Genomic DNA, 21,651 nt, shown 5'->3' with positions numbered 1-21,651 from the left:
TCCGCTGAGTGGCCGGGCCACTATGGCTGGTTCGGCGTGCGGCCGGGCTACGGCGGCTGGTTCGGCGTGCGGCGGGGCAGGGCCGTGGGTCCGCTGAGTGGTCGGCCCACGGTTGCTGGTCCGGCGGGCGGCTCGGCCACGGCGACTGGTCCGGCGCGGGGGCGGGACCCAGCCGTGGGTCCGCTGAGTGGTCGGGACACGGTGGCTGGTTCGACGCGACGGCCGGGCCACGGCGGCTGGTGCCGCTGGGGGACGGCGACTGGTCCGGTGCGCGGTTGGTCCACGTCGGCTGGTCCGGCGCGTGGCTGGCCCACGTCGGCTGGGTCGTCTGAGGTATGCCGGATGCCCGTGCGGTCGTAGTCGGCCCCGGATGCCTTGGTGGCACACGTCCGGATCATCTTCGTATGCCGGTGGCACATGGCCGGAACGGGCATCGGCGGGAGCCGCGACCCGCCCGAGCGGACCGTCGGCGGGAGCCGTGACGCGCCGGTGCCGGGAAAACGGCCGGAAAAATACGGATGCCGGACCTGCCCCGAGCAGTTTTCGATCACGTGTTCGGTATCACATGGGCCCTCTGTTCACCCCGATGTCGCCCGCCCGTCTCCCGCGCGTGCCACCCTCCCGGCGCTGGGCAGAGCCGGACGGCACGAAAGAGGTGGGCGGGGGATGGAGAGCGGGCCGGTGATCTTCGCGGGCATGGTGTTCGCCCTGTTCGGAGGTGCCCTGCTGGCCTGGACCGGCACCCGGCTCAGGCGGCGCGAACCGGTGGCCCACGGTGTGAACCAGGTCGCATCGGCCGCCCTCGCGAGCGTGGCCGGGACGGTCGCTCTGGCCCTCGGTGTGTACTGCCTGACCCGCCTCTGACGTCGGCAGGCGCGCGGTGGAGGAACTGCCGCGAGAGTAAGGGGAGCATCACGCTCCGGACATGCCTCGAGTGGGTACCCGGTACTCCGGGCGGCAGGAATGGCGGTAGTCGGGTTACCGTTCGAGTGGCCGTTGTGGGCTTTTCCCGTTTGACACGGGGGCGGGATGTACCGTCACACTCCGCAGCGTCACACCTGCCAGCAGTACGCCGCGACCCCGGGAGGAAGCCCTGGGGAGGCCCCAGCGTCGACCGGAGAGAAGAGCGAAGTTGTCCCCGACCAGCGAGACCGCACAGGGCGGCCGCCGACTCGTCATCGTCGAGTCGCCTGCCAAGGCGAAGACGATCAAGGGCTACCTCGGCCCCGGCTACGTCGTCGAAGCGAGCGTCGGGCACATCCGCGACCTCCCCAACGGCGCCGCGGAGGTGCCCGAGAAGTACACCGGCGAGGTGCGCCGCCTCGGTGTGGACGTCGACCATGACTTCCAGCCGATCTATGTGATCAACGCCGACAAGCGGGCGCAGGTCAAGAAGCTCAAGGACCTGCTCAAGGATTCCGACGAGCTCTTCCTCGCCACCGATGAGGACCGGGAGGGCGAGGCGATCGCCTGGCACCTCCAGGAGGTCCTCAAGCCGAAGATCCCGGTCAAGCGGATGGTGTTCCACGAGATCACCAAGGACGCGATCCGCGAGGCCGTCGCCAACCCGCGCCAGCTCAACCAGAAGCTGGTCGACGCCCAGGAGACGCGCCGCATCCTCGACCGCCTCTACGGCTACGAGGTCTCCCCGGTGCTGTGGAAGAAGGTCATGCCCCGGCTGTCGGCCGGCCGCGTGCAGTCCGTCGCCACGCGACTCGTCGTGGAACGGGAACGCGAGCGCATCGCTTTTCGTTCTGCCGAGTACTGGGACCTGACGGGCACCTTCGCGACCGGCCGCGCGGGCGATTCGTCGGACCCGTCGTCGCTGGTCGCCCGCCTGCAGACCGTCGACGGCAGGCGGATCGCGCAGGGCCGCGACTTCGACTCCCTGGGACAACTCAAGAGCGAGAACATCCTCCACCTCGACGAGGCGACCGCCCGCGCCCTCGCCGCCGCCCTGGAGAACACCCGCTTCTCCGTCCGGTCCGTCGAGTCCAAGCCGTACCGCCGCTCGCCGTACGCCCCGTTCCGTACGACGACGCTGCAGCAGGAGGCCAGCCGCAAGCTCGGCTTCGGCGCGAAGGCGACGATGCAGATCGCGCAGAAGCTGTACGAGAACGGCTACATCACGTACATGCGTACGGACTCCACGACGCTGAGCGACACGGCGATCGCGGCGGCCCGCGCCCAGGTCACGCAGCTCTACGGCGCCGACTACCTGCCCCCGCAGCCGCGTACGTACGCCGCCAAGGTCAAGAACGCGCAGGAGGCCCACGAGGCGATCCGGCCCTCGGGTGATCGTTTCCGCACTCCCGCCGAGACCGGCCTGACCGGCGACCAGTTCAAGCTCTACGAGCTGATCTGGAAGCGGACCGTCGCCTCCCAGATGAAGGACGCGACCGGCAACAGCGTGACCGTGAAGATCGGCGGCACCGCCACCGACGGCCGGGACGTCGAGTTCAGCGCCTCCGGCAAGACGATCACCTTCCACGGCTTCCTGAAGGCCTACGTCGAGGGTGCCGACGACCCGAACGCCGAGCTGGACGACCGTGAGCGCCGGCTGCCGCAGGTCGCCGAGGGCGACGCGCTGTCCGCCGAGCAGATCACCGTCGACGGCCACGCCACCAAGCCCCCGGCCCGCTACACCGAGGCCTCCCTGGTCAAGGAGCTGGAAGAGCGCGAGATCGGCCGCCCGTCGACGTACGCGTCGATCATCGGCACGATCCTCGACCGCGGCTACGTGTTCAAGAAGGGAACGGCCCTGGTGCCGTCCTTCCTGTCCTTCGCCGTGGTCAACCTCCTGGAGAAGCACTTCGGGCGGCTCGTCGACTACGACTTCACCGCCAAGATGGAGGATGACCTCGACCGGATCGCGGCCGGTGAGGCGCAGGCCGTGCCGTGGCTGAAGCGCTTCTACTTCGGCGAGGGCACTGCCACGGGCGGCGCGGCCGACGCCGGCAACGGCGACGGGGACCACCTCGGCGGCCTCAAGGAGCTGGTGACCGACCTGGGCGCGATCGACGCGCGCGAGGTGTCGTCGTTCCCGGTGGGCAGCGACATCGTGCTGCGCGTCGGCCGCTACGGCCCGTACATCGAGCGCGGCGAGAAGGACACCGAGGAGCACCAGCGCGCGGACATCCCCGACGACCTGCCGCCGGACGAGCTGACGGTCGAGCTGGCCGAGGAACTGCTGGCCAAGCCCAGCGGAGAGCGCGTGCTCGGCACCGACCCGGAGCCGCCGCACCACCCGATCGTCGCCAAGGACGGCCGCTACGGCCCGTACGTCACGGAGGTCCTCCCCGAGGGCACCCCGAAGACCGGCAAGAACGCGGTCAAGCCGCGCACGGCCTCGCTCTTCAAGTCCATGTCGCTGGACACGGTGACGCTCGAGGACGCGCTGCAGCTGATGTCGCTGCCGCGCATCGTCGGCACCGACGCCGACGGCCAGGAGATCACCGCGCAGAACGGCCGCTACGGCCCGTATCTGAAGAAGGGCACGGACTCGCGCTCGCTGCAGTCCGAGGACCAGCTCTTCACGATCACGCTGGAGGAGGCGCAGGCGATCTACGCCCAGCCGAAGCAGCGTGGCCGGGCGGCCGCCAAGCCGCCGCTGAAGGAGCTGGGCGAGGACCCGGTCTCCGGCAAGCCGGTCGTGGTCAAGGACGGCCGCTTCGGCCCGTACGTCACCGACGGCGAGACGAACGCGACCCTGCGCTCCGGCGACAGCGTCGAGGCGATCACCCCGGAGCGCGGCTTCGAGCTGCTCGCCGAGAAGCGCGCGAAGGGCCCCGCCAAGAAGACCGCGAAGAAGGCCGTGGCCAAGAAGACCGCCCCGGCGAAGAAGACCGCCGCCAAGAAGACGGCGGCGAAGAAGACGACCGCGGCCGCGAAGAAGACCACCGCGAAGAAGACGACGGCCAAGAAGGCCACGGCTTCGAAGGCGACGGCGCCGGGCTCGGAGGACTGACCGCCTTCGGGACGGAAGGCCGAGGGGCTTCGGCTCGGGGACCGACGGCCTTTGATTCGGAGGGCTGACGGGCCTCGGCTCGGTTGCCTGCCCCGCCGTCGGTCGCCGTTCCGGTCGCCGCTCCGGCTTCGCAATGCGAACGCCCCGGCATCACTTTGGTGTCGGGGCGTTCGCATGCCGGGAGAGGCGGGGGTGTGGTGTCGGTGGCTGCCGATAGGCTGAACGCATGACGCGAGCCGAGCAGCCAACGGCCCCCACCACAGCTCCGGACGACGCCCTGGTCGCGGACTCCCGCGAGCGCGCCGTCCGTTCCCTGCTGCGCCGACCGCAACTGCGGCGCCTGTGGAGCGCGCAGCTGGTGAGCGGTGTCGGCGACAGCCTCGCCCTTCTCGTCCTGGTCGTCCTCGCCCTCCAGACGGCGATCGCCCAGGGTGTGTTCGGGGGCGGATACCGGGGAGTGGCGTTCGCAGTGGCGACGGTGTTCGCGGCGCGCGTCCTCGCCACGCTGCTGTTCGGCGCGGTGCTCCTCGGCCCGCTGACCTCGCTCACGGCCCAGGAGGGCCCGCTCGACCGCCGCTGGACCATGGTCGGCGCCGACGGCGTGCGCGCCGCGCTGCTGATCGTCGCGCCCCTGTGGATCGACTGGACCCCGGACAACGCGCTGGCCGTCCTGCTGGTCACCGCCTTCGTCACCGGTGTCGCCGAGCGCCTGTGGACGGTGTGCCGGGAGAGCGCGGCCCCGGCCCTGCTGCCCGGTCCGCCCCCGGAGGGCGCCACCGTACGGCCGCTGCCGGACCACATGGACGCCCTGCGCCGCCTGTCGCTGCGCACGAACTTCCTGGCCGTCCCGCTGGCGGCCACCGCGCTGGTCGTCGCAGCGCTGTTCAACAACCTGCTGGGCACCGGCGTGGCCTGGTTCGACCAGCACCACGCGGCCCTCGGGGCGTATGTGGCGGCGGGCCTGTTCGCCGCCTCCCTGTCCGTGCTGACCTTCCTGGAGCTGCCCGAGGCGCGCACTCCGCGCGCGCGGTCGCCGCTGGAGGGCCTGCGCCGCCCGCGCACCGGCACCGGCGTCGACAAGGGCCGTACGGGCGCGATCCCGCTGCTCGTCCCGGCCTGCGCCGCGGTCGCCGGAGCCATCGCCGCCGCGGTCTCGGTGTGTGTCCTGCACGCCACCGACCTGGGCGGCGGCCCGGTCCTGTACGGCCTGCTGGTGCTGGGCCTGACCGGCGGCGTCGCCGTCGGTATCCGTACGGCCCCCGCGCTGCTGCCCACGCTCTCGCGCCGCCGGCTGCTCGCCCTCGCGATCGCCTTCACCGGCATCGCCCTGCTGGCCGCCGGGCTGGTCCCGGACGTCACCACGGTAGTGCTGATCGTCACACTGGCCGGCGTCGCCGCGGGCGTGGCCGCGAACACCGGGCACGCCCTGCTCGACCAGGAGACCGAGGACTACCGCCGGGCCCGCGTCACCGAGCACCTGCACGCGGTCGTCCGGGTCTTCATAGCGCTCGGCGCCCTGATCGCGCCCGTGGTCGCCGGGCTCATCGGCCGGCACCGGATGGAGAACGGCAAGTTCGTCTTCGCGCACGGCGGCGCCTCCTTCACGCTGATGCTGGTCGGCGCGCTGCTGCTGCCGGTGGCGGCGCTGGTGCTCGCCAAGGTCGACGACCGCTCCGGCATCCCGCTGCGCCAGGACCTGAAGGACGCGCTGCTCGGCGGCGACGACCCGGTCGAGGCACCGGCGGCGGGTGGTTTCTTCATCGCCCTGGAGGGCGGCGACGGCGCCGGAAAGTCCACTCAGGCCGAGGCCCTCGCCGAGTGGATCCGGGCCAAGGGGCACGAGGTCGTGCTCACACGCGAGCCGGGGGCGACTCCGGTCGGCAAGCGGCTGCGCTCGATCCTGCTGGACGTGTCCTCGGCGGGCCTGTCCCACCGCGCGGAGGCGCTGCTGTACGCCGCCGACCGGGCCGAGCATGTCGACACGGTTGTACGGCCCGCCCTGGAGCGCGGCGCGGTGGTCATCTCCGACCGCTACATCGACTCGTCCGTCGCCTACCAGGGCGCCGGCCGCGACCTGTCCCCGACCGAGGTCGCCCGCATCAACCGCTGGGCGACCAACGGCCTGGTCCCGCACCTGACCGTCCTGCTGGACGTCTCCCCGGAGACCGCCCGCGAGCGGTTCACCGAGGCACCGGACCGGCTGGAGTCGGAGCCGGCCGAGTTCCACGCACGCGTGCGGGCCGGTTTCCTCACGCTGGCCGCCTCCGACCCCGGCCGTTACCTCGTCGTGGACGCCGGGCAGGAGCCCGAGGCCGTCACCACCGTGATCCGGCACCGCCTGGACACCGTGCTGCCGCTGTCCGAGGCCGAGATCAAGGCCCAGGAGGAGGCGCGGAAGAAGGCCGAGGAGGAGGCCCGGCGCAAGGCCGAGGAAGAGGCCGCGCGCAAGGCCGAGGAGGAGCGCCTGGAGCGCGAGCGCCAGGAGGAGCTGGCCCGGCTGCGTGCCGAGGAGGAGGAGCGTAAGCGCCGCGAGCTGGAGGAGGCGCAGCGTCGCGAGGCCGAACGGCAGGCCGAGGAGGCCCGGCAGCGGGCGGCGGAAGCGGCCCGGCGCGCGGAGGAGGAACGCCAGCGCCTCCTCGCCGAGGAGAAGGCCCGGGCCGAGGAGGAGTCCCGCCGCAGGGCCGAGGAGGAGCGGCGCCGCAAGCAGGCCGAGGAGGAGGCCCGGCTGCGTGCCGAGGAGGAGGCCCGGCGCCTGGAGAAGCAGCGCAAGGCCGAGGAGGCGCTACTGCGTGCCGAGGAGGCCCGCCGGGAGGCGGCCGAGGCAGCGGCGGCGGCCGACACGGCGGCCCGCAGGTCCAGCACGCCCTTGCCGACCACGCCCGGCGTGGTTCCGGACGCGGCGACGGTCCCCACGCCGGTGGTGTCGCCGGTCGTCGCACCGGGCACGGACGAGACGACGGTGCTGCGTCCCGTGCGCGGCACGCGCGACGCCCGTGACGAGGCCGGGGACGCCCGCGACGAGGCCGGGGGCGCCGAGGAGCGAGAGACGGCGCCTGCACGGGACGACCGTGCGGCGCGGTCGGCCGAGTCCGGCTCCGACACCGAGGTGACGGCCGAACTCCCGCAGCCGCCGGTGGTTCCGGGCGCTGCGGACGAGACGGCGGTGCTGCCACAGGTTCCGGGCGCGGCCGATGAGACCGCGGTGCTGCCGCCGGTTGGGGCGGCCGACGAGACGGCCGTCCTGCCGCCCGTACGGGGTGACGACCCGGCGGACCGGGTGCCGCCCGGCTTCTTCCGGGACGAGCGGCCCGCCGCGGGCCCCGACGGCTCCGAGGACCGTACGCGCGAGATGCCTCAGATCGGCGACGACGGCACGCCGCGCCGCCGGCCGCGGCCCGACTGGGCCGAGGAGACCCCGCTGGACGACCTGCCGTCGCTGGCGGACGAGCTGCTGGGGTCCTACGACGAGCGCGACTACGGCGACCACGACGAGGAGCAGGGCCGCAAGGGCCACGGCCGGGGCGGATGCGGCTGACGGACGGCCCCTCACGGGCATGAGCACAGGGCGGCGCCGGTCGGAGCAGCGACCGGCGCCGCCCTCGCCTTTCCCGGCTGTTCCCTTTCCCGGCTGTTCCTGAACGGTCCGTCGGACCGCGTTGTCAGTACCCACCCGCACAATGGACGGACGGAACGCGGAGTGTGACGGAAGGGCGGCGTGACCCATGACCGTATGGGACGACCTCGTCGGGCAGGAGAGGGTGAGCGCGGTGCTCGGCGCGGCCGCGCGGGACGCGGACGCCCTCGTCACGGCCGCCGCGGCCGACGAGCCGCTGCCCGAGGCGTCGAAGATGACGCATGCCTGGCTGTTCACGGGCCCGCCCGGAGCGGGCCGGAACCAGGCGGCCAGGGCCTTCGCCGCCGCCCTGCAGTGCGTGAGCCCCGACCGCGCCCTCGGCGGCGCCCCCGGCTGCGGTTTCTGCGACGGCTGCCACACCGCGCTGCTCGGCACCCACGCGGACGTCACCACCGTGGCCGCCGTCGGCTCCGAGATCCTGGTGAAGGACATGCGTGACACGGTCCGCAAGTCGTTCACCTCCCCGGCGAACGGCCGCTGGCAGATCATCCTGGTCGAGGACGCCGAGCGGCTGAACGAGAAGTCGGCGAACGCCGTCCTCAAGGCCGTCGAGGAGCCCGCGCCCCGCACGGTCTGGCTGCTGTGCGCCCCCTCCATCGAGGACGTCCTGCCCACGATCCGCTCCCGCTGCCGCCACCTGAACCTGAGCACGCCGTCCGTGGAGGCGGTCGCCGACATGCTCGTACGGCGCGACGGCATCGAACCCGAGGACGCGGCGGCCGCCGCCCGCGCCACCCAGGGGCACGTGGACCGGGCCCGGCGCCTGGCCACCGACCCGGCGGCCCGTGAGCGCCGCGCCGCCGTGCTCAAGCTGCCCCTGCGGCTGGACGAGGTCGGCGCCTGCCTCAAGGCCGCCCAGCAGCTGGTCGACGCGGCCGCGGAGGACGCCAAGCAACTCGCCGAGGAGATGGACGGCAAGGAGGCCGAGGAGCTGAAGGCGGCGCTCGGCGCAGCCCAGGGCGGCCGGCTGCCACGTGGCACGGCGGGCGTGATGAAGGACCTCGAGGACATGCAGAAGCGCCGCAGAACCCGCACGCAGCGCGACAGTCTCGACATCGCCCTCGGCGACCTCACCGCCTTCTACCGCGACGTCCTCGCCCTCCAGCTCGGCTCCCGCGTGGCGATCGCCAACGAAGACGCACAGGACGCCCTGGACCGGCTGGCGCACGGCAGCACTCCGGAATCCACACTCCGCCGCATCGAGGCGATCGCCGCGTGCCGCGAGGCCCTCGACCGCAACGTGGCTCCGCTGTTGGCGGTGGAGGCGATGACGATGGCGCTGCGGGCAGGCTGACCACGGCGCGCGGCACCGCCGGGCCGGCCGGGGGACGGACCGACCCCGTCGCGCGACGGACGAGGCCTGGCCCCCTGATGACCTCCGAGTCACCTGGACGCTCCTGAACCTCCTGAACACCCGTGCCGACCCCTCGCGGAGGCGCCGATGCCCCTCCAGTGCTCCCCCCGGCTACCCCTGCCTACCCCTGGCACTCTTCGGAGCCGCACATGCCCCCGTGCTGCCCTCGTGCTGTCCCCCGTACGAGCCATAATCCACACCCTCCGCTCCCGATCCGTCGCACAGCGTTACGCTCGCCTGATGCAGACCAGGCCCTCCCTCCGCCGGTCCCGGAGCACCCGCACCCGGACGACGGCCCGCCTCACGGCCACCCTTTTCACGGCCGCCGCCCTGCTCGTGTCCGCCTGCTCCTCCGGGAGCTCGACCACGTCGGCGGGCGGTGCGACGGACGCGGTGCTGGCCGCGCTGCCGCGCGCGACGCCGTCGGCGCTGTCGTCGTACTACGCCCAGAAGCTGCACTGGCGCAGCTGCGGCGTGTCCGGCTTCCAGTGCGCGACGATGAAGGCCCCGCTGGACTACGCCAAGCCCGGCGCGGGCGACGTCCGGCTCGCCGTCGCCCGCAAGAAGGCCACCGGAAAGGGCAAGCCGCTCGGTTCGCTGCTGGTCAACCCGGGCGGCCCCGGCGGCTCGGCGGTGGGCTACCTCCAGCAGTACGCGGGCATCGGCTATCCCGCCGCCGTCCGCGCCCGCTACGACATGGTCGCGGTGGACCCGCGGGGCGTGGCCCGCAGCGAGCCCGTCGAGTGCCTCGACGGCCGCCAGATGGACACGTACACACAGACGGACCTCACCCCCGACGACCAGACGGAGCGGAACGCGCTGGTCACGGCGGACCGGAAGTTCGCGGAGAGCTGCGGGGCGCACTCGGCGCGGCTGCTGCGGCACGTCTCCACCGTCGAGGCGGCGCGGGACATGGACATCCTGCGGGCGGCGCTGGGTGATCCGAAACTGAACTACGTGGGGGCGTCGTACGGCACGTTCCTCGGGGCGACGTACGCCGGGCTGTTTCCCCACCGGGTCGGCCGGATGGTCCTGGACGGCGCGATGGACCCCACACTGAACGCCCGGGAGATGAACCTGGACCAGACGGCCGGCTTCGAGACGGCGTTCCAGGCGTTCGCGAAGGACTGCGTACGGCACTCCGACTGCCCGCTCGGCGGCAAGGGCACGACACCCGCGCAGGTCGGCGACCACCTCAAGGCGTTCTTCCGGAAGCTGGACGCGCACCCCATCCCGGCCGGCGACGCGGACGGCCGCAAGCTGGGCGAGGCGCTGGCCACGACCGGGGTGATCGCGGCAATGTACGACCAGGGCACCTGGGAGCGGCTGCGCGAGGCGCTGACCTCGGCGATGAAGGAGAACGACGGCGCCGGCCTGCTCGCGCTCTCCGACAGCTACTACGAACGTGACGGCAGCGGCCACTACAGCAACCTGATGATGGCCAACGCCGCCGTGAACTGCCTGGACCTGCCGCCCGCCTTCACCGGCCCCGAGCAGGTGGAGGAGGGACTGCCCGCCTTCGAGAAGGCGTCCCCGGTCTTCGGCGACGTCCTGGCCTGGGCCTCGCTGAACTGCGCGTACTGGCCGGTGAAGGCCACGGGCGAGCCGCACCGCATCGAGGCGAAGGGCGCGGCGCCGATCGTGGTGGCCGGCACCACCCGCGACCCGGCGACCCCCTACCGCTGGGCCCGGTCCCTGTCCCACCAGCTCTCCTCGGGCCGCCTCCTGACCTACGTCGGCGACGGCCACACCGCCTACGGCCGCGGCAGCACGTGCATCGACACGGCGATCGACACCTACCTGCTCCGCGGCACCCCGCCGACCGCGGGAAAGCGCTGCTCATAGCCCCTGCCGCCGGCCCCGGAGCCCTCCCCTCCGGGGCATGGTCGGAGCACCCTCGGAAACTGTGTAGACTTACCGACGTTGCCGATCGCACCATAGTGCGGACGGCGCGCCGCCTTAGCTCAGATGGCCAGAGCAACGCACTCGTAATGCGTAGGTCTCGGGTTCGAATCCCGAAGGCGGCTCCATGGGAAGCCCAGCTCAGACACTGTCTGAGCTGGGCTTTATCGTTCACCGGACGCGGCGTCGGCGCCGTGCGCGAGCCGCGCGGCTGTCCGTGGTCTCAGTCTTGGTCTCAGACATGGACCCCGGGTCGGGCATGAAGTAGTCCCCCATGCGCCGCATCGCGTCCTTCGACATGTGAGCGTCCCTTCACGTACCGGCGGGTCTGGCTGATCTGGGTGTGGCGCAGGATCTCCATGATCGTGGGCATGTCCACCCCCAGCTTGTTCAGGATCGTCCCGGCGGTGTGGCGACTCCCGTCGTACAGGCGGCGGTCGTCGATCCCGGCTTCCGCGAGCAGGTTCTTGAACTCCTCCCAGTCCTGACGCGGATCGAGAGGCCGGCCGTCAGGGCGAGAGAAGACGACGTGATGTTCCTCCCACAGCTCCCCGGCCGTCGCCCGCAACTCCTCCTGCTGCGCCTTGTGCTCGCGCAGGTAGGGGATGAACGGAGGCGGAATGGGGACGGCGTTCCGACTCTTCTTCGTCTTGGGGCGCCGGAAGACCAGACCCCCGTTCTTCCGGTCGGGACAGGCACGGGCGTGACTCGTGCAGCCCTTCGGGCACGGATCGGGGCACCCCCGCTTGTAGCCCTTGTGAGTTGTGCAGTCCGAGGGGCAGGGCTCGAACCGATGGAACGCGGCGCCGCAGGCCTGTGGGTCCTGGCAGCCATGGCGCCACGTAAGCCGCTGAAGCTGCCACTGGGGATGGAACAGCTCGTTGTCGAGGTCCACGTACGGCCACCTCAAGCCCAGGGTTTCGCCCTGCCGGAAGCCCATGCCGACCCCGACACACCACCGCATGAAGGTGGGCCGCTTCGCTGCGGCCTTCAGGAAGGCTTTGGCCTCCTTGGTCGTGAACGGGTTCGCCTCGGTCTCGTCCACGGTCGGGGGATCCACGAGGGTGGCGACGTTCACCGTGATGAGACGCCGACGGTGGGCGATCTTCAGGGCGCGCGACAGGATGCGGTGCACCTTGAGTACCTGGGACGGCGCGTGCCCCTCTTCGAGCATCACGCGGTACATCGGTGGTCATCCACTGTTCCACGGTCGGCTTACGGCCGGCCTTGGGTGCCCTTTCCCTGTCGCGCAGGGTCTCCAACTCGCGGACCTTGCGCTTCATTTCCGTCTCGGTCCTGGCCCGGCGGTGCCGGCGGTCCGGACTACCGTCCGGCTTCACGCCCATGGTGACGCGGCCGTGCCACCAGCCGTCGATGCGCTCGTAGACGGACGACTCCATGTTGGCCTTGCGGGAGCTCATGCCGACGCTGCCGCCGCGGTCATGGAGCGTTGGGATGGCCTCAAGGACACCTCACCCGCACTCGCTCAGGTACTCGCGGAGCTACACGCCGCCCCGCCCGGCGAGCCGGTCTAGCGGGTCAACGTCCGCAACATCGCGATGGCCTCCTCGGCACTCGACACCATGAGGTCGGGCTCGCGGAGGCCATCGGCCCATTCACGGCCGCCGGCCACCCAGGCGGTCCGCAGTCCGGCCGCCTGTGCCCCCGCTACGTCCGTCGCGGGGTTGTCGCCCACCAACCACTCTCCGGCGCTCAGCGGGACGCCACAGGCCGCGGCTGCGGCATCGAAGAGGGCGCGCTCTGGCTTCCGTACTCCGACACCTTCCGAGATGGTGACCCCGTCGAAGAGCTCGGCGAGCCCGGTCATCTCGAGCTTGGCACGCTGGATATCGACCGCCCCATTTGTCGCAATCCCCAGTGTCCATCCCTCGCGGCGGAGCTCTTGGAGACCTTCCAGGACCCCGGGAAAGCAGTGCACCGACCGAGTTACTCCGTCAACTTATTCACTCCACAGTTCCTCAGCGCCCTCCGCGAGCCGTAGGACGCCTCGCAGGTAATCGAAGTCCTCGGGGTATGCCCGGTCTCGCAGCCTGGCAGTCACGAGCACCGCAGTCTGATCCGGCAGTCCACGGGAGCGAGCGAAGGCACCCGCCCATGCGTCCAAGCCGCACTGTCGGTCGATCAGGGTGTTGTCGAGGTCGAAGAGTGCCAGCACACGAGGGACGCTATCCGCCCCTCCCGTTGTCATGAAGAGCTAGATCGTCTCGCTGGTCTTCCGCTGCACGGCCCTTGCGCCCGTCGAGAGACGGCGCCCGCACCGAGCGAGCGCGGCACAGGTTCTCGGCGATGGTCCGGTCTTCCACGGCCGCCGTGAACACCGCCGACACGTTGGCGAAGATCGACCGCCGGTACGACGCGGCACGTCCCGTGGCTTCCAGCTCGTGTGTCATGTGGAGACAGTGGCCTGCGGATCACCCGTTGGACCCAGCAGTTCCAGGCATCCCGGCATTGCTGCCAGCAGGCTGAGGGCATGACGAGACCCAGCCGCGCGAGGCGTGCCGTGCTCTATGTGATGAGCCTCGGACTAGCCGCCACCGCCTGCAGCAGCGCCGTGTCCATGCCCGAGAGCCCGAGCCCGGCTGTTTCGGGCAGCAAGCAACCATCCAAGCCGTTCGCTACGGTGCCCAGCATCCAAGAGTGCGAGAAGCAGCTCGGAACGCCCTGCTACACCCTGGACATGGTCCGCAAAGCGTACGGGATCGACCGGCTCCATGCGCAGGGGCTGACCGGCAAAGGCCGCACCATCGGCATCCTCACTATGTACGCGCCACCCACCCTCCAGAAGGACCTGGCTGAATTCAGTACGAAAATGAAGCTGCCGAAGCCCAAGCTCACGATCAGTCAGTTCGACACCGGGGCCTCTCCGGCCCCTTTTGATGCCGGCAACCAGAAAATGGTCGCGACGGCCACCGAGACCACACTCGACGTGCAAGTGGCGCACGCCATGGCTCCGGATGCACGCATCGTGGTCTTAGATCTCGGAATTTTCGTGGGCCTACCCTCGCGGGCACCGACCGGCTCCACCCCACCACAGCCCCAGGGGAACAACCCGTCCTACCTGCCGCCGAACTCTGCCCTGGCAGGCGGTAGGGTGCTCGGCAAGCTGTTTCCCGAGGCTATTGGCACGATGCTGCAGCAGGGCGACCCCGACGTCATCTCTGTCAGCCTCGGAGCCCAGGAATACCAGGCTGCAGGAAACACCGGTCAGCCGGCCCTCGCGTTGGAGAAGGCCAGCAAGGACTTCGCCGACATCGTGTCGACCGGAAGCACACTGGTGGCCACTGCCGGTGACTGGGGCGCGGCACCGACCATCGGGAAGGGCAACACGCGGGTCAAGTCCCTGAGTTGGCCCGGTTCGGACCCCAGTTTCGTGTCCGTGGGCGGCTCGCGCCTGCATCTCGACGCCGACGGAAGGCGCACCGCCGCAGACACGGTATGGAACGACTCCAGCTCCGGCAACGGGGCCACGGGCGGCGGTCCATCGCAGACGTTTCAGCGCCCGGCCTATCAGGACGGCACACGCGGGGTGGTCGGTCAGCGGCGCGGAACGCCCGACCTGTCCATGGACGGTTCGTGGTCCGGAGGCACGCTGATCTACCAGGGCTTCCTCTCGAACGGGAAGGGGTGGATCAAGGTCGGTGGCACCAGCGTAGCCAGCCCCCTATTCGCCTCGGTCGTTGCGCTGGCCGACGAGAAGGCTGGCAGGCGTCTCGGCGACATCCACGGCGCGCTGTACGCACTAGCCAAGCGGCCGGACGGAGGGATCGTCGACATCACCGAGGGGAACAACGGTCCGGATGGATTCCAAGCCACCAAAGGCTTCGACCTCGCCTCGGGGCTGGGCACCATCGACGCCTCCAAGCTCGTGCCCGCCCTCGCAGCCAGCGGCTGAACCAGAGGGGCCTGGTAGGTCGGCGTGCCCCCCGTCGTGGCCGACTGTCGTGGGCCGAGGTTCAGGCGGCTCACATCGCAAGGTGTCCGTCGTCGGGGTACCGGCCCGCCCACGATGATCAACATTGGCCGGCCCCTGGCCGTCTCTGAGCCGTCCGAGGGCAGCCGACGAGGACAGACGATGACAGACGAGGACAGACGACGACAGCTTCCCCCTGGTCAGAGATGGCGCGTTGGGTACTTCGGCTACTGATCGCACCCGGCGGCTTGACTCGCCCATTCAAGGCTCCATCGGCCGCATGGCCCGTTGACTGGCCAGATGGTGCGCTGGGCGGGTCTGGGGTGCGGAAGGGCGGCTCCAGCCCAGAGGAGGCAACCTGAAGCTACGACCGTCCGCCCCACTGAGGAGGGGAGATCGTCATGGCCGGATGGGCATGGGTCCCCGACAGAGAGTGGATGATCCGGGATGCGAAAGGCCACACGTACAGCTGCGACTCGAAAGAAGAGGCGTTCGAATGGCTTCCTGAGTACGGGGAAGGGGCCACGGTGTGGACCCGCGACGTCTATCGCGTGCTCTTCTTGACACGGTCCGTCAGTGGCTGGCAGCAGGTCACCAAGCCGCGCGACTAGCGTGTCCCCCACGTGCCCGATCGGACGGCAAACGACGGGGAACAGCGGGGAACATCGGTGAGCACCCCAGGAACGCGCAGGTCAGCGTCTCGCCAGCTCAGCCCCGATCCGCATACGCGATCTTCCAAACTGGTGCTCCAGGATCCGAGCGCGGCGGCGCGCGATTAAGGCGGGGTCTTGGGTCGGCCAACGGCGGACTATCCGGCTCGGCATGAGGGAGGGAAGTCCGCGGACATGCCCGGACCAAGATCGGACAACTCGTAATGCGTAGGTCTCGGGTTCGAATCCCGAAGGCGGCTCCATGGGAAGCCCCGGTTCAGGCACTGTCTGAACCGGGGCTTTCGGCTTGCGGGCATCCTTCTCGAGGGCGGGCATGCGCCGGAAGACCCGGTCGAGGCGCTGTGCGCGGAACTGCTGGCGCTCAAACAAGCCTCGGGACTCAGCTTCGCCAGGCTGGGCGCACGTACGCAAGCAGTTCACACGTTTGCGGTGTCGGCCGGGTCGGGTACCGGTGGTCAGCAGCCGCAGTGCCCGCGTAGCCGGAAGGAGTCGGTGGCCGCCGCGAGATCCCGTACGGCGATGCGGCCGCCGGTGCGGACCAGCAGGTCCCAGGCGCTCGGCAGTTGGCCCGCCGGAGGCCGGCCGGGCCGTGAGGACCGCATCCAGCGCGCCGGCGCCGCGTCGAGCAGCGCGGACCGGTCCGGCCACTCGGGGGCGGCCACGACGGCCTCCGCCGGCTCCTCGAAACGGCGACCGAGCAGGTCGACCGGATCGGCGACGGTGTCCGCCAGGCGCACCGGCGTCCCAGGGACGCCCAGGGACGTCCCAACGCCCTCACCTGCGGAAACGTGGGGTGCCTCCGGTAGTCGGCAACGGGGTTTTCAGCTCGTGCTCATGCCCCGGGAACGTCTACGTGTTCATGGTCAGGAGCCGGGGCATCCCGGATCCGTTCGCGCTTGTTCCCTCCCGCCCTGAGGAAATGTGCGCACAAAAGCGGAGCAAAGGGGCGGCAAAGTGAATCGGGATCGGGTGAACCCGGGGACCTGAGGCAACATCTTGGTGAACGGCGGGCACCGCGCGGTCAGGGCGTGGTGCCGCCGTCGGCCGGATGGGGTGAGGGACGTGGCGGAGCCGAGGATCGCCGTCGCCGTGGTGACCATGGGCAACCGCCCCGCCGAGGTCGACGCCCTGCTGGAATCCGTGGCCAAGCAGGACCTCGCCCCCACCCGCATCGTGATCGTCGGCAACGGCTGCCGGCTGCCCGAGTTCGCCCGCCGGCTCTCCCTGCCCGGCGAGGTCACCACCATCGACGTGGCGGAGAACCTCGGCTGCCCGGGCGGCCGCAACGTGGCCCTCGCCCGCCTGCGCGAGTACGGCGACGTCGACGTCGTCGTGGAACTGGACGACGACGGGCTGCTCGTCGACGCCGATGTGCTGCGGCGCGTACGGGACCTGTACGCCGCCGATCCGCGCCTCGGCATCGTCGGCTTCCGCATCGCCGACGAGCAGGGCGAGACGCAGCAGCGGCACGTGCCTCGCGTGGGCAAGTCGGATCCGCTGCGCGGGGGTTACGTCACCGGTTTCCTCGGCGGCGGGCACGGCCTGCGCATGGCGATGCTGGCCGAGACGGGGGACTGGCCCGCCGAGTTCTTCTTCGCGCACGAGGAGACCGACCTCGCCTGGCGCGCCGCCGACGCCGGCTGGAAGATCCTCTACGCCCCCGAGCTGCTGCTCCAGCACCCCAAGACCTCCCCGGCCCGGCACGCCATCTACTACCGCGTCAACGCCCGCAACCGCGTCTGGCTCGTTCGCCGCCGGCTCCCGCTGCCGCTGATCCCCGTGCACCTCGGGGTATGGACACTGCTCACCCTCGCCCGTACGCGTTCCCTGGCGGGGCTGCGGGCCTGGTTCGGCGGTTTCATGGAGGGCCTGCGGGAATCGGCCGGCGAGCGCCGCCCCATGAGGTGGCGGACGGTGTGGCGGCTCACTCGGCTGGGGCGTCCGCCGGTGATCTGAGCGGCGCGAACGCGGCGAGGTAAACGGGACGGGGCCCCGGGCGTTCACCTCCGCCGACCGGGGCCCCTTGCGTCCCCGGACCCAAGCCGGCGGCGACACTCCCCCGAGTTACGCGACATACGCGCGCACCGTCGGGCCGGATCCGATGGAAATGATCACATCAGGATGCGCCAACGGATCGCTAACATGTGGCCAACGGTTCGTCGGTAGGTCGTGAACTCGTTGGCCGAAATGTGCCGACGGTTTTGCGAACCAGTCCGTCGGACAGGCCGTTCCGGGGCCGGACCGGCGGCAGGAGGTGGCGGGAAACCGTTGTGGACAGGGCGGAATTCCGCCAGGGAACGGCGGGCACACGCCCGTCGCGGAGCACGGTCGGCCCCGACCGCGCGGGAAGGCAGTGGAGCGGCGTGATGCGGCGGTGCGAGCTGCGGTTCGGACTGCTGGGGCCGCCCGTCCTGTACGACCGACCGCCGTTCGGGATCTCGTACGAGACCTCCGGCGCCCTCTCCGGCGCGTCGGCCACCGACGGCACCCATCGCGACAATCTCCCCGCCGACGGCACTCGTCGTGACGAGCCTGCGGTCGACTCCCGTTCCCGCAAGCCTGCCGCCCACGGCTCCGCTTCCCAGGGCCCCGCTCCCCATGACCCCACCCCCGACAACGGCGTTCGAGCCATCGGCAGTCCCAAGGTGCGTGCCCTGCTTGCCGCGTTGCTGCTGGAGCCGGGCCGGGTCGTGTCCGTGGAGTCGCTGAAGGACGCGCTGTGGGGCGGGGCGCCGCCCGTCTCCGCACAGGCCTCCCTGCACAACCACGTCACCCGGCTGCGCCGGCTCCTGGACGACCCCGACCGGCTCAGGGCCGTACCGCCGGGATACGTACTGCGCGTCGATCACGGCGAGTTGGACGTGCACGTCTTCGACGCCCGGGTCGCCGAGGCGCGTGCCGCGCACGCCCGGCGGGACTGGCCGGGTGTCGCACGGGCCTGCACGGCCGGACTCGCGCTCTGGCGCGGCACCCCGCTCAGCGGGCTCCCCGCCGACCTCGGCGGATATGCCCTGGTGCAGCGGCTGGAGGAGGCCCGGCTGCTTCTGCTGGAGTGGCGTTACGATGCCGAACTCGCCCTGGGCGGCGCACGGTTGTCCGGGATCGTCCCGGAGCTCGCGGCGCTGGTCGCCGAGTATCCGCTCCGCGAGGCGTACCACCGCCAGCTCATGCTCACCCTGCACCGCACCGGCCGTCAGGCCGAGGCCCTCGCCGTCCACCGTGATCTGCGCGCCCGCCTGATCGAGGAGCTGGGCATCGAGCCCGGCCCGGCGGTCCGCGAGGCGCATGTCGAGGTGCTGCGGGGGAGCGACGAGGAGGATCAGCGGCAGGGGGCGGTGGAGGAGCGCCGGAGCCGGCGGCGGATCGCTGCGGCTAATGTCCGCAAAAAGCCGCAGGACGCCGACCAGTTGGAGGACTCGGCCAAGGAGCACGGATCGCCACCGGTCGCCCCCGTGGGGGGCGCCGCACCTGCCGCCCGGCAGACCCCTCGCCCGGCGCAACTCCCGCCGCCACCGGCCCACTTCACCGGTCGCGCCGACATCCGTCGTGCGCTGCGGCGCGCGCTCGGTGAACCGCCCGCCCCGGCACCCGCCGTCGCCGTGATCAGTGGCATGGCGGGTGTCGGCAAGAGCGCGCTCGCCCTGGATGTCGCGCATGAGCTGCGGGAACGCTTCACCGATGGTCAGCTGTACGTCAACCTGCACGGCGCCACGCCCGGCATGACCCCGCTCACCTCCGCCCAGGCGCTCGCCGCACTGCTCCGGGACCTGGGCGCCGAGCCGCGCAGCATCCCCGAACACCCGGACGCGGCAACGGCGTTGCTCCGCTCGCTGCTCGCCCCGGCCCGCATCCTGCTGGTGCTGGACGACGCGGCCAACGCGGCCCAGGTACGGCCCCTGTTGCCGGCCGGGCCCGGCTGTGCGGTGATCGTCACCAGCCGCTCGCCGCTGACCGCTCTCGACGGCGCCCGGCGCTTTCCGCTGGCCCCGCTGACCGGCGAGGACAGCGCGGCGCTGCTGCGCGCGGTGAGCGGGCGCGAGGGACTGGACGCCGGGCACGCGCTGGTCGAGCTGACCGGTCGGCTCCCGCTGGCGCTGCGCGTCGTCGCCGCCCGGCTGGCCGCGCGCCGCGCCCTCACCCCGGACGTGCTGGCCGGTCAACTCGCCGAGACCGGCGGACGGTTGCGCCACCTTGAGTACGACGACCTGAGCGTCCGGCGCTCCCTCGCCGTCGCCCACGACGCGCTGGCCGCCGCCGAGCGCGAGGCGGACCGGGACGCGGCCCTCGCCCTGCGCCGCATCGGCGCGCTCGACCTGCCGACCTACGGCGCCCCGCTGATCGCCCGCCTCACTGGCACCGACGAGCGCCGCGCCGAGGCCGCCCTCGACCGCCTCGTCGACGTCGCCCTGCTGGAGGAGACGGCCTACGGCCGCTACGCCCCGCACGACCTGGTCCGCGACTTCGCCCGCGAACTGGCGGACCCGACAACCGACCCCACGACGCCGCCACCGACGACCTTCCCGAACGTGGCCGCCGCACACCGCGGCCCCCAGCCGACGGCAGCCAACCGGACGGGCACGGACGCGGTGACGCCGACCACCCTTCCGGACCTGGCCGCCTCACACCGTGGCCCCCAGCCAGCCGCCGCCCACCGGACCGACACGGCCCACGCGCCTGCGCCCGTTTCCGCCCCGGACCCGGCCGCGTCGCACCCCGGCCCCCAGTCGGCCACCGGCAACCGGGCGGGCACCGACGCGGTGACGCCGACGGCTTTCCCGGACCCGGCGCTGTCGCACCGCGGCCCCCAGCCCGCAACCGGCAACCGGACGGATACCACCGACGTGTCCGCGCCCGCTTCCGCCCCTGCCGCCTCCCATGGCACCGGTGGACGCTCCGGCGCGTCCGTGGACGCCGACCGCCGGGTGGCCTCCACCGACCTGCCCGCGCCCGCTCCCACCCCCGGCCCGAGCCCCCTCCCGCACGCCGGTGTGCGCCCCGGCAACCATCGTGACGTCATCCGCCAGGCCGACTCCGCCCCCGGCTGTGACCCCGGCCCCACCCCCGACCTGACCGCCCTCCGCTGGTACGCCGCCGTCGCCGAGCGGGTGTTGGAAGTGGTCGTGGAGCCTGGGATCGATCTGGACGACCGGCGTCGGGCGACCTCGGCGCAGACGGCGGAGCATGCGGTGGACGTGGCCGAGGTCCCGGCCTTCGAGTCCGCCGAGGAGGCCTATGGCTGGGGCGAGGTGGAGTTGGAGAACGTCGTCGCCCTCGTGGCACGGAACGCCGACACGGCCGACCCGCGCCGGGCCGCACACCTCTCGGCGCTCGCGCGGCTGCTCTTCCCCTATGTGCAGCGCAACGGCCGGGTCGCCGAGATGGAGGTGCTGGGGCGGGCCGCGCTCGGCGCGGCGCGGCGGCTCGGGGACGCGGCGGCCGAGGCGTACGCGCTCGGTGACCTGGCGGGCCTGTACTTCCTGACCGGTCGGCAGAAGGACGCCCTCGCCCTCACCGACCAGTCCCTGGAGATCTGGCGGGACCTCGGTGTCGCGTCCCGGATCCGGCGCTGCCTGAACAACCGGGGGCTGCTGCTGGAGGGGCTCGGCCGGTTCGCGGAGTCCGGGGAGGCGCTGCGGCAGAGCCTCGCGTACTCGCGGCAGCTGAACGATCCCTACGGAGAGGCCGTCACCCGAAGCCATCTCGGCAATCTCTACGAGCACACCGACCCGCGTGCTGCCATCGAGCAGCACCAGCGCTCGCTGGCGATCGGGGAGGCGATCGGCGCCGTCATCGTGCGGCACTCGGCGCACTGCAACATGGGCTACGCCCATCTCACCCTGGGCGAACCGGCCGCCGCCGCCCGGCACTTCGAGGAGAGCCTGGTCATCCTCGGCGGCCACGGCGACTGGCACGGCGAGTCCCAGACCCGGCTCGGACTGGTCCGCGCGCTGCGGCAGCTGGGGGAGGCCGAGCGGGCGGGACGCGAGTGCGCCGAGCTGTTGCGCCGGGCCGACGCCCGCGCCGACTGCTACATGGGCGGACTGGCCCGGCATCAGCACGGGCTGCTGCTGAGCGCGCAGGGGCGGCGGGCGGAGGCGTACGACACCTGGCGTGCGGCGCTCGCCGCGCTGGACGGCACCGACGAGCAGGCGGTCGTGACGGAGCTGCGGGAGCTGCTCGCTCCGTGACCGA

The 21,651-nt window shown here is 71.8% G+C and carries 11 protein-coding genes, 1 tRNA gene and 1 pseudogene; 9 read left to right on the top strand and 4 right to left on the bottom strand.

Translation table 11 applies throughout. The annotated features are described in order from the left end of the window. Positions 1–666: 666 nt before the first annotated feature. The 6 genes from ACWC0C_RS29265 (at position 667) to ACWC0C_RS29240 (ending at position 10,985) form a co-directional block, all read left to right on the top strand. A complete protein-coding gene (locus ACWC0C_RS29265) occupies positions 667–864 on the top strand; it encodes a hypothetical protein (RefSeq protein ID WP_449198566.1) in 198 nt (65 codons plus the stop codon). Between the two features lie 268 nt (positions 865–1,132). Continuing rightward, complete coding sequence (gene topA / locus ACWC0C_RS29260) at positions 1,133–3,967, top strand: type I DNA topoisomerase (RefSeq protein WP_449198567.1); 2,835 nt, start codon at positions 1,133–1,135, stop codon at positions 3,965–3,967. Positions 3,968–4,193: 226 nt separating this feature from the next. After that, entirely contained in the window at positions 4,194–7,502 is a 3,309-nt protein-coding gene (gene tmk, locus ACWC0C_RS29255) for a dTMP kinase (RefSeq protein WP_450866952.1), read from the top strand. 187 nt (positions 7,503–7,689) lie between these two features. Next, the gene (locus ACWC0C_RS29250) at positions 7,690–8,895 is read left to right on the top strand and encodes a DNA polymerase III subunit delta' (RefSeq protein WP_450866950.1); all 1,206 of its coding nucleotides are present in this window, start codon (positions 7,690–7,692) and stop codon (positions 8,893–8,895) included. A 300-nt stretch (positions 8,896–9,195) separates the two neighbouring features. Beyond that, on the top strand, positions 9,196–10,800 hold the full coding sequence (locus ACWC0C_RS29245; RefSeq protein WP_450866948.1) for an alpha/beta hydrolase: 1,605 nt from the start codon (positions 9,196–9,198) through the stop codon (positions 10,798–10,800). A 108-nt stretch (positions 10,801–10,908) separates the two neighbouring features. Next, positions 10,909–10,985, top strand: a tRNA-Thr gene (locus ACWC0C_RS29240). Positions 10,986–11,028: 43 nt separating this feature from the next. On the opposite strand, the pseudogene ACWC0C_RS29235 reads toward ACWC0C_RS29240, so the two are convergent. From ACWC0C_RS29235 to ACWC0C_RS29225, 3 genes and pseudogenes are all read right to left on the bottom strand, one after another. After that, a pseudogene (locus tag ACWC0C_RS29235) lies at positions 11,029–12,278 on the bottom strand (tyrosine-type recombinase/integrase). 110 nt (positions 12,279–12,388) lie between these two features. Next, positions 12,389–12,796, bottom strand: a complete 408-nt coding sequence (locus tag ACWC0C_RS29230) for an HAD family hydrolase (protein WP_450866946.1) — start codon at positions 12,794–12,796, stop codon at positions 12,389–12,391. A gap of 247 nt (positions 12,797–13,043) precedes the next feature. After that, on the bottom strand, positions 13,044–13,268 hold the full coding sequence (locus tag ACWC0C_RS29225; RefSeq protein ID WP_450866944.1) for a hypothetical protein: 225 nt from the start codon (positions 13,266–13,268) through the stop codon (positions 13,044–13,046). An 80-nt stretch (positions 13,269–13,348) separates the two neighbouring features. On the opposite strand from ACWC0C_RS29225, the gene ACWC0C_RS29220 reads away from it, so the two are divergent. Then, a complete protein-coding gene (locus tag ACWC0C_RS29220) occupies positions 13,349–14,770 on the top strand; it encodes a S53 family peptidase (protein WP_450866942.1) in 1,422 nt (473 codons plus the stop codon). Between the two features lie 1,144 nt (positions 14,771–15,914). Here the strand turns inward: ACWC0C_RS29220 and ACWC0C_RS29215 are convergent. After that, positions 15,915–16,196, bottom strand: coding sequence for a hypothetical protein (locus ACWC0C_RS29215; protein WP_450866940.1), 282 nt, complete (start codon positions 16,194–16,196; stop codon positions 15,915–15,917). Between the two features lie 325 nt (positions 16,197–16,521). On the opposite strand from ACWC0C_RS29215, the gene ACWC0C_RS29210 reads away from it, so the two are divergent. Further along, on the top strand, positions 16,522–17,415 hold the full coding sequence (locus ACWC0C_RS29210) for a glycosyltransferase family 2 protein (protein ID WP_449198571.1): 894 nt from the start codon (positions 16,522–16,524) through the stop codon (positions 17,413–17,415). Positions 17,416–17,825: 410 nt separating this feature from the next. Then, positions 17,826–21,647 carry a BTAD domain-containing putative transcriptional regulator gene (locus tag ACWC0C_RS29205; protein WP_450866938.1) on the top strand — a complete coding sequence of 1,274 codons (3,822 nt, stop codon included), beginning with the start codon at positions 17,826–17,828 and terminating at the stop codon, positions 21,645–21,647. Positions 21,648–21,651 lie beyond the last annotated feature (4 nt).

This window comes from Streptomyces sp. NPDC001709 (assembly GCF_053596375.1).
Note: the sequence above shows the minus strand (reverse complement) of the source record. Positions and strands in the feature narration are given on the sequence as shown.

What these genes read in the sequence shown, in the direction of transcription:
- ACWC0C_RS29265 (WP_449198566.1), top strand. Translation starts at nt 667, where the DNA reads ATGGAGAGCGGGCCGGTGATCTTCGCGGGCATGGTGTTCGCCCTGTTC.
- tmk (WP_450866952.1), top strand. Translation starts at nt 4,194, where the DNA reads ATGACGCGAGCCGAGCAGCCAACGGCCCCCACCACAGCTCCGGACGAC.
- ACWC0C_RS29250 (WP_450866950.1), top strand. Translation starts at nt 7,690, where the DNA reads ATGACCGTATGGGACGACCTCGTCGGGCAGGAGAGGGTGAGCGCGGTG.
- ACWC0C_RS29245 (WP_450866948.1), top strand. Translation starts at nt 9,196, where the DNA reads ATGCAGACCAGGCCCTCCCTCCGCCGGTCCCGGAGCACCCGCACCCGG.
- ACWC0C_RS29225 (WP_450866944.1), bottom strand. Translation starts at nt 13,268, where the DNA reads ATGACACACGAGCTGGAAGCCACGGGACGTGCCGCGTCGTACCGGCGG.
- ACWC0C_RS29220 (WP_450866942.1), top strand. Translation starts at nt 13,349, where the DNA reads ATGACGAGACCCAGCCGCGCGAGGCGTGCCGTGCTCTATGTGATGAGC.
- ACWC0C_RS29205 (WP_450866938.1), top strand. Translation starts at nt 17,826, where the DNA reads ATGCGGCGGTGCGAGCTGCGGTTCGGACTGCTGGGGCCGCCCGTCCTG.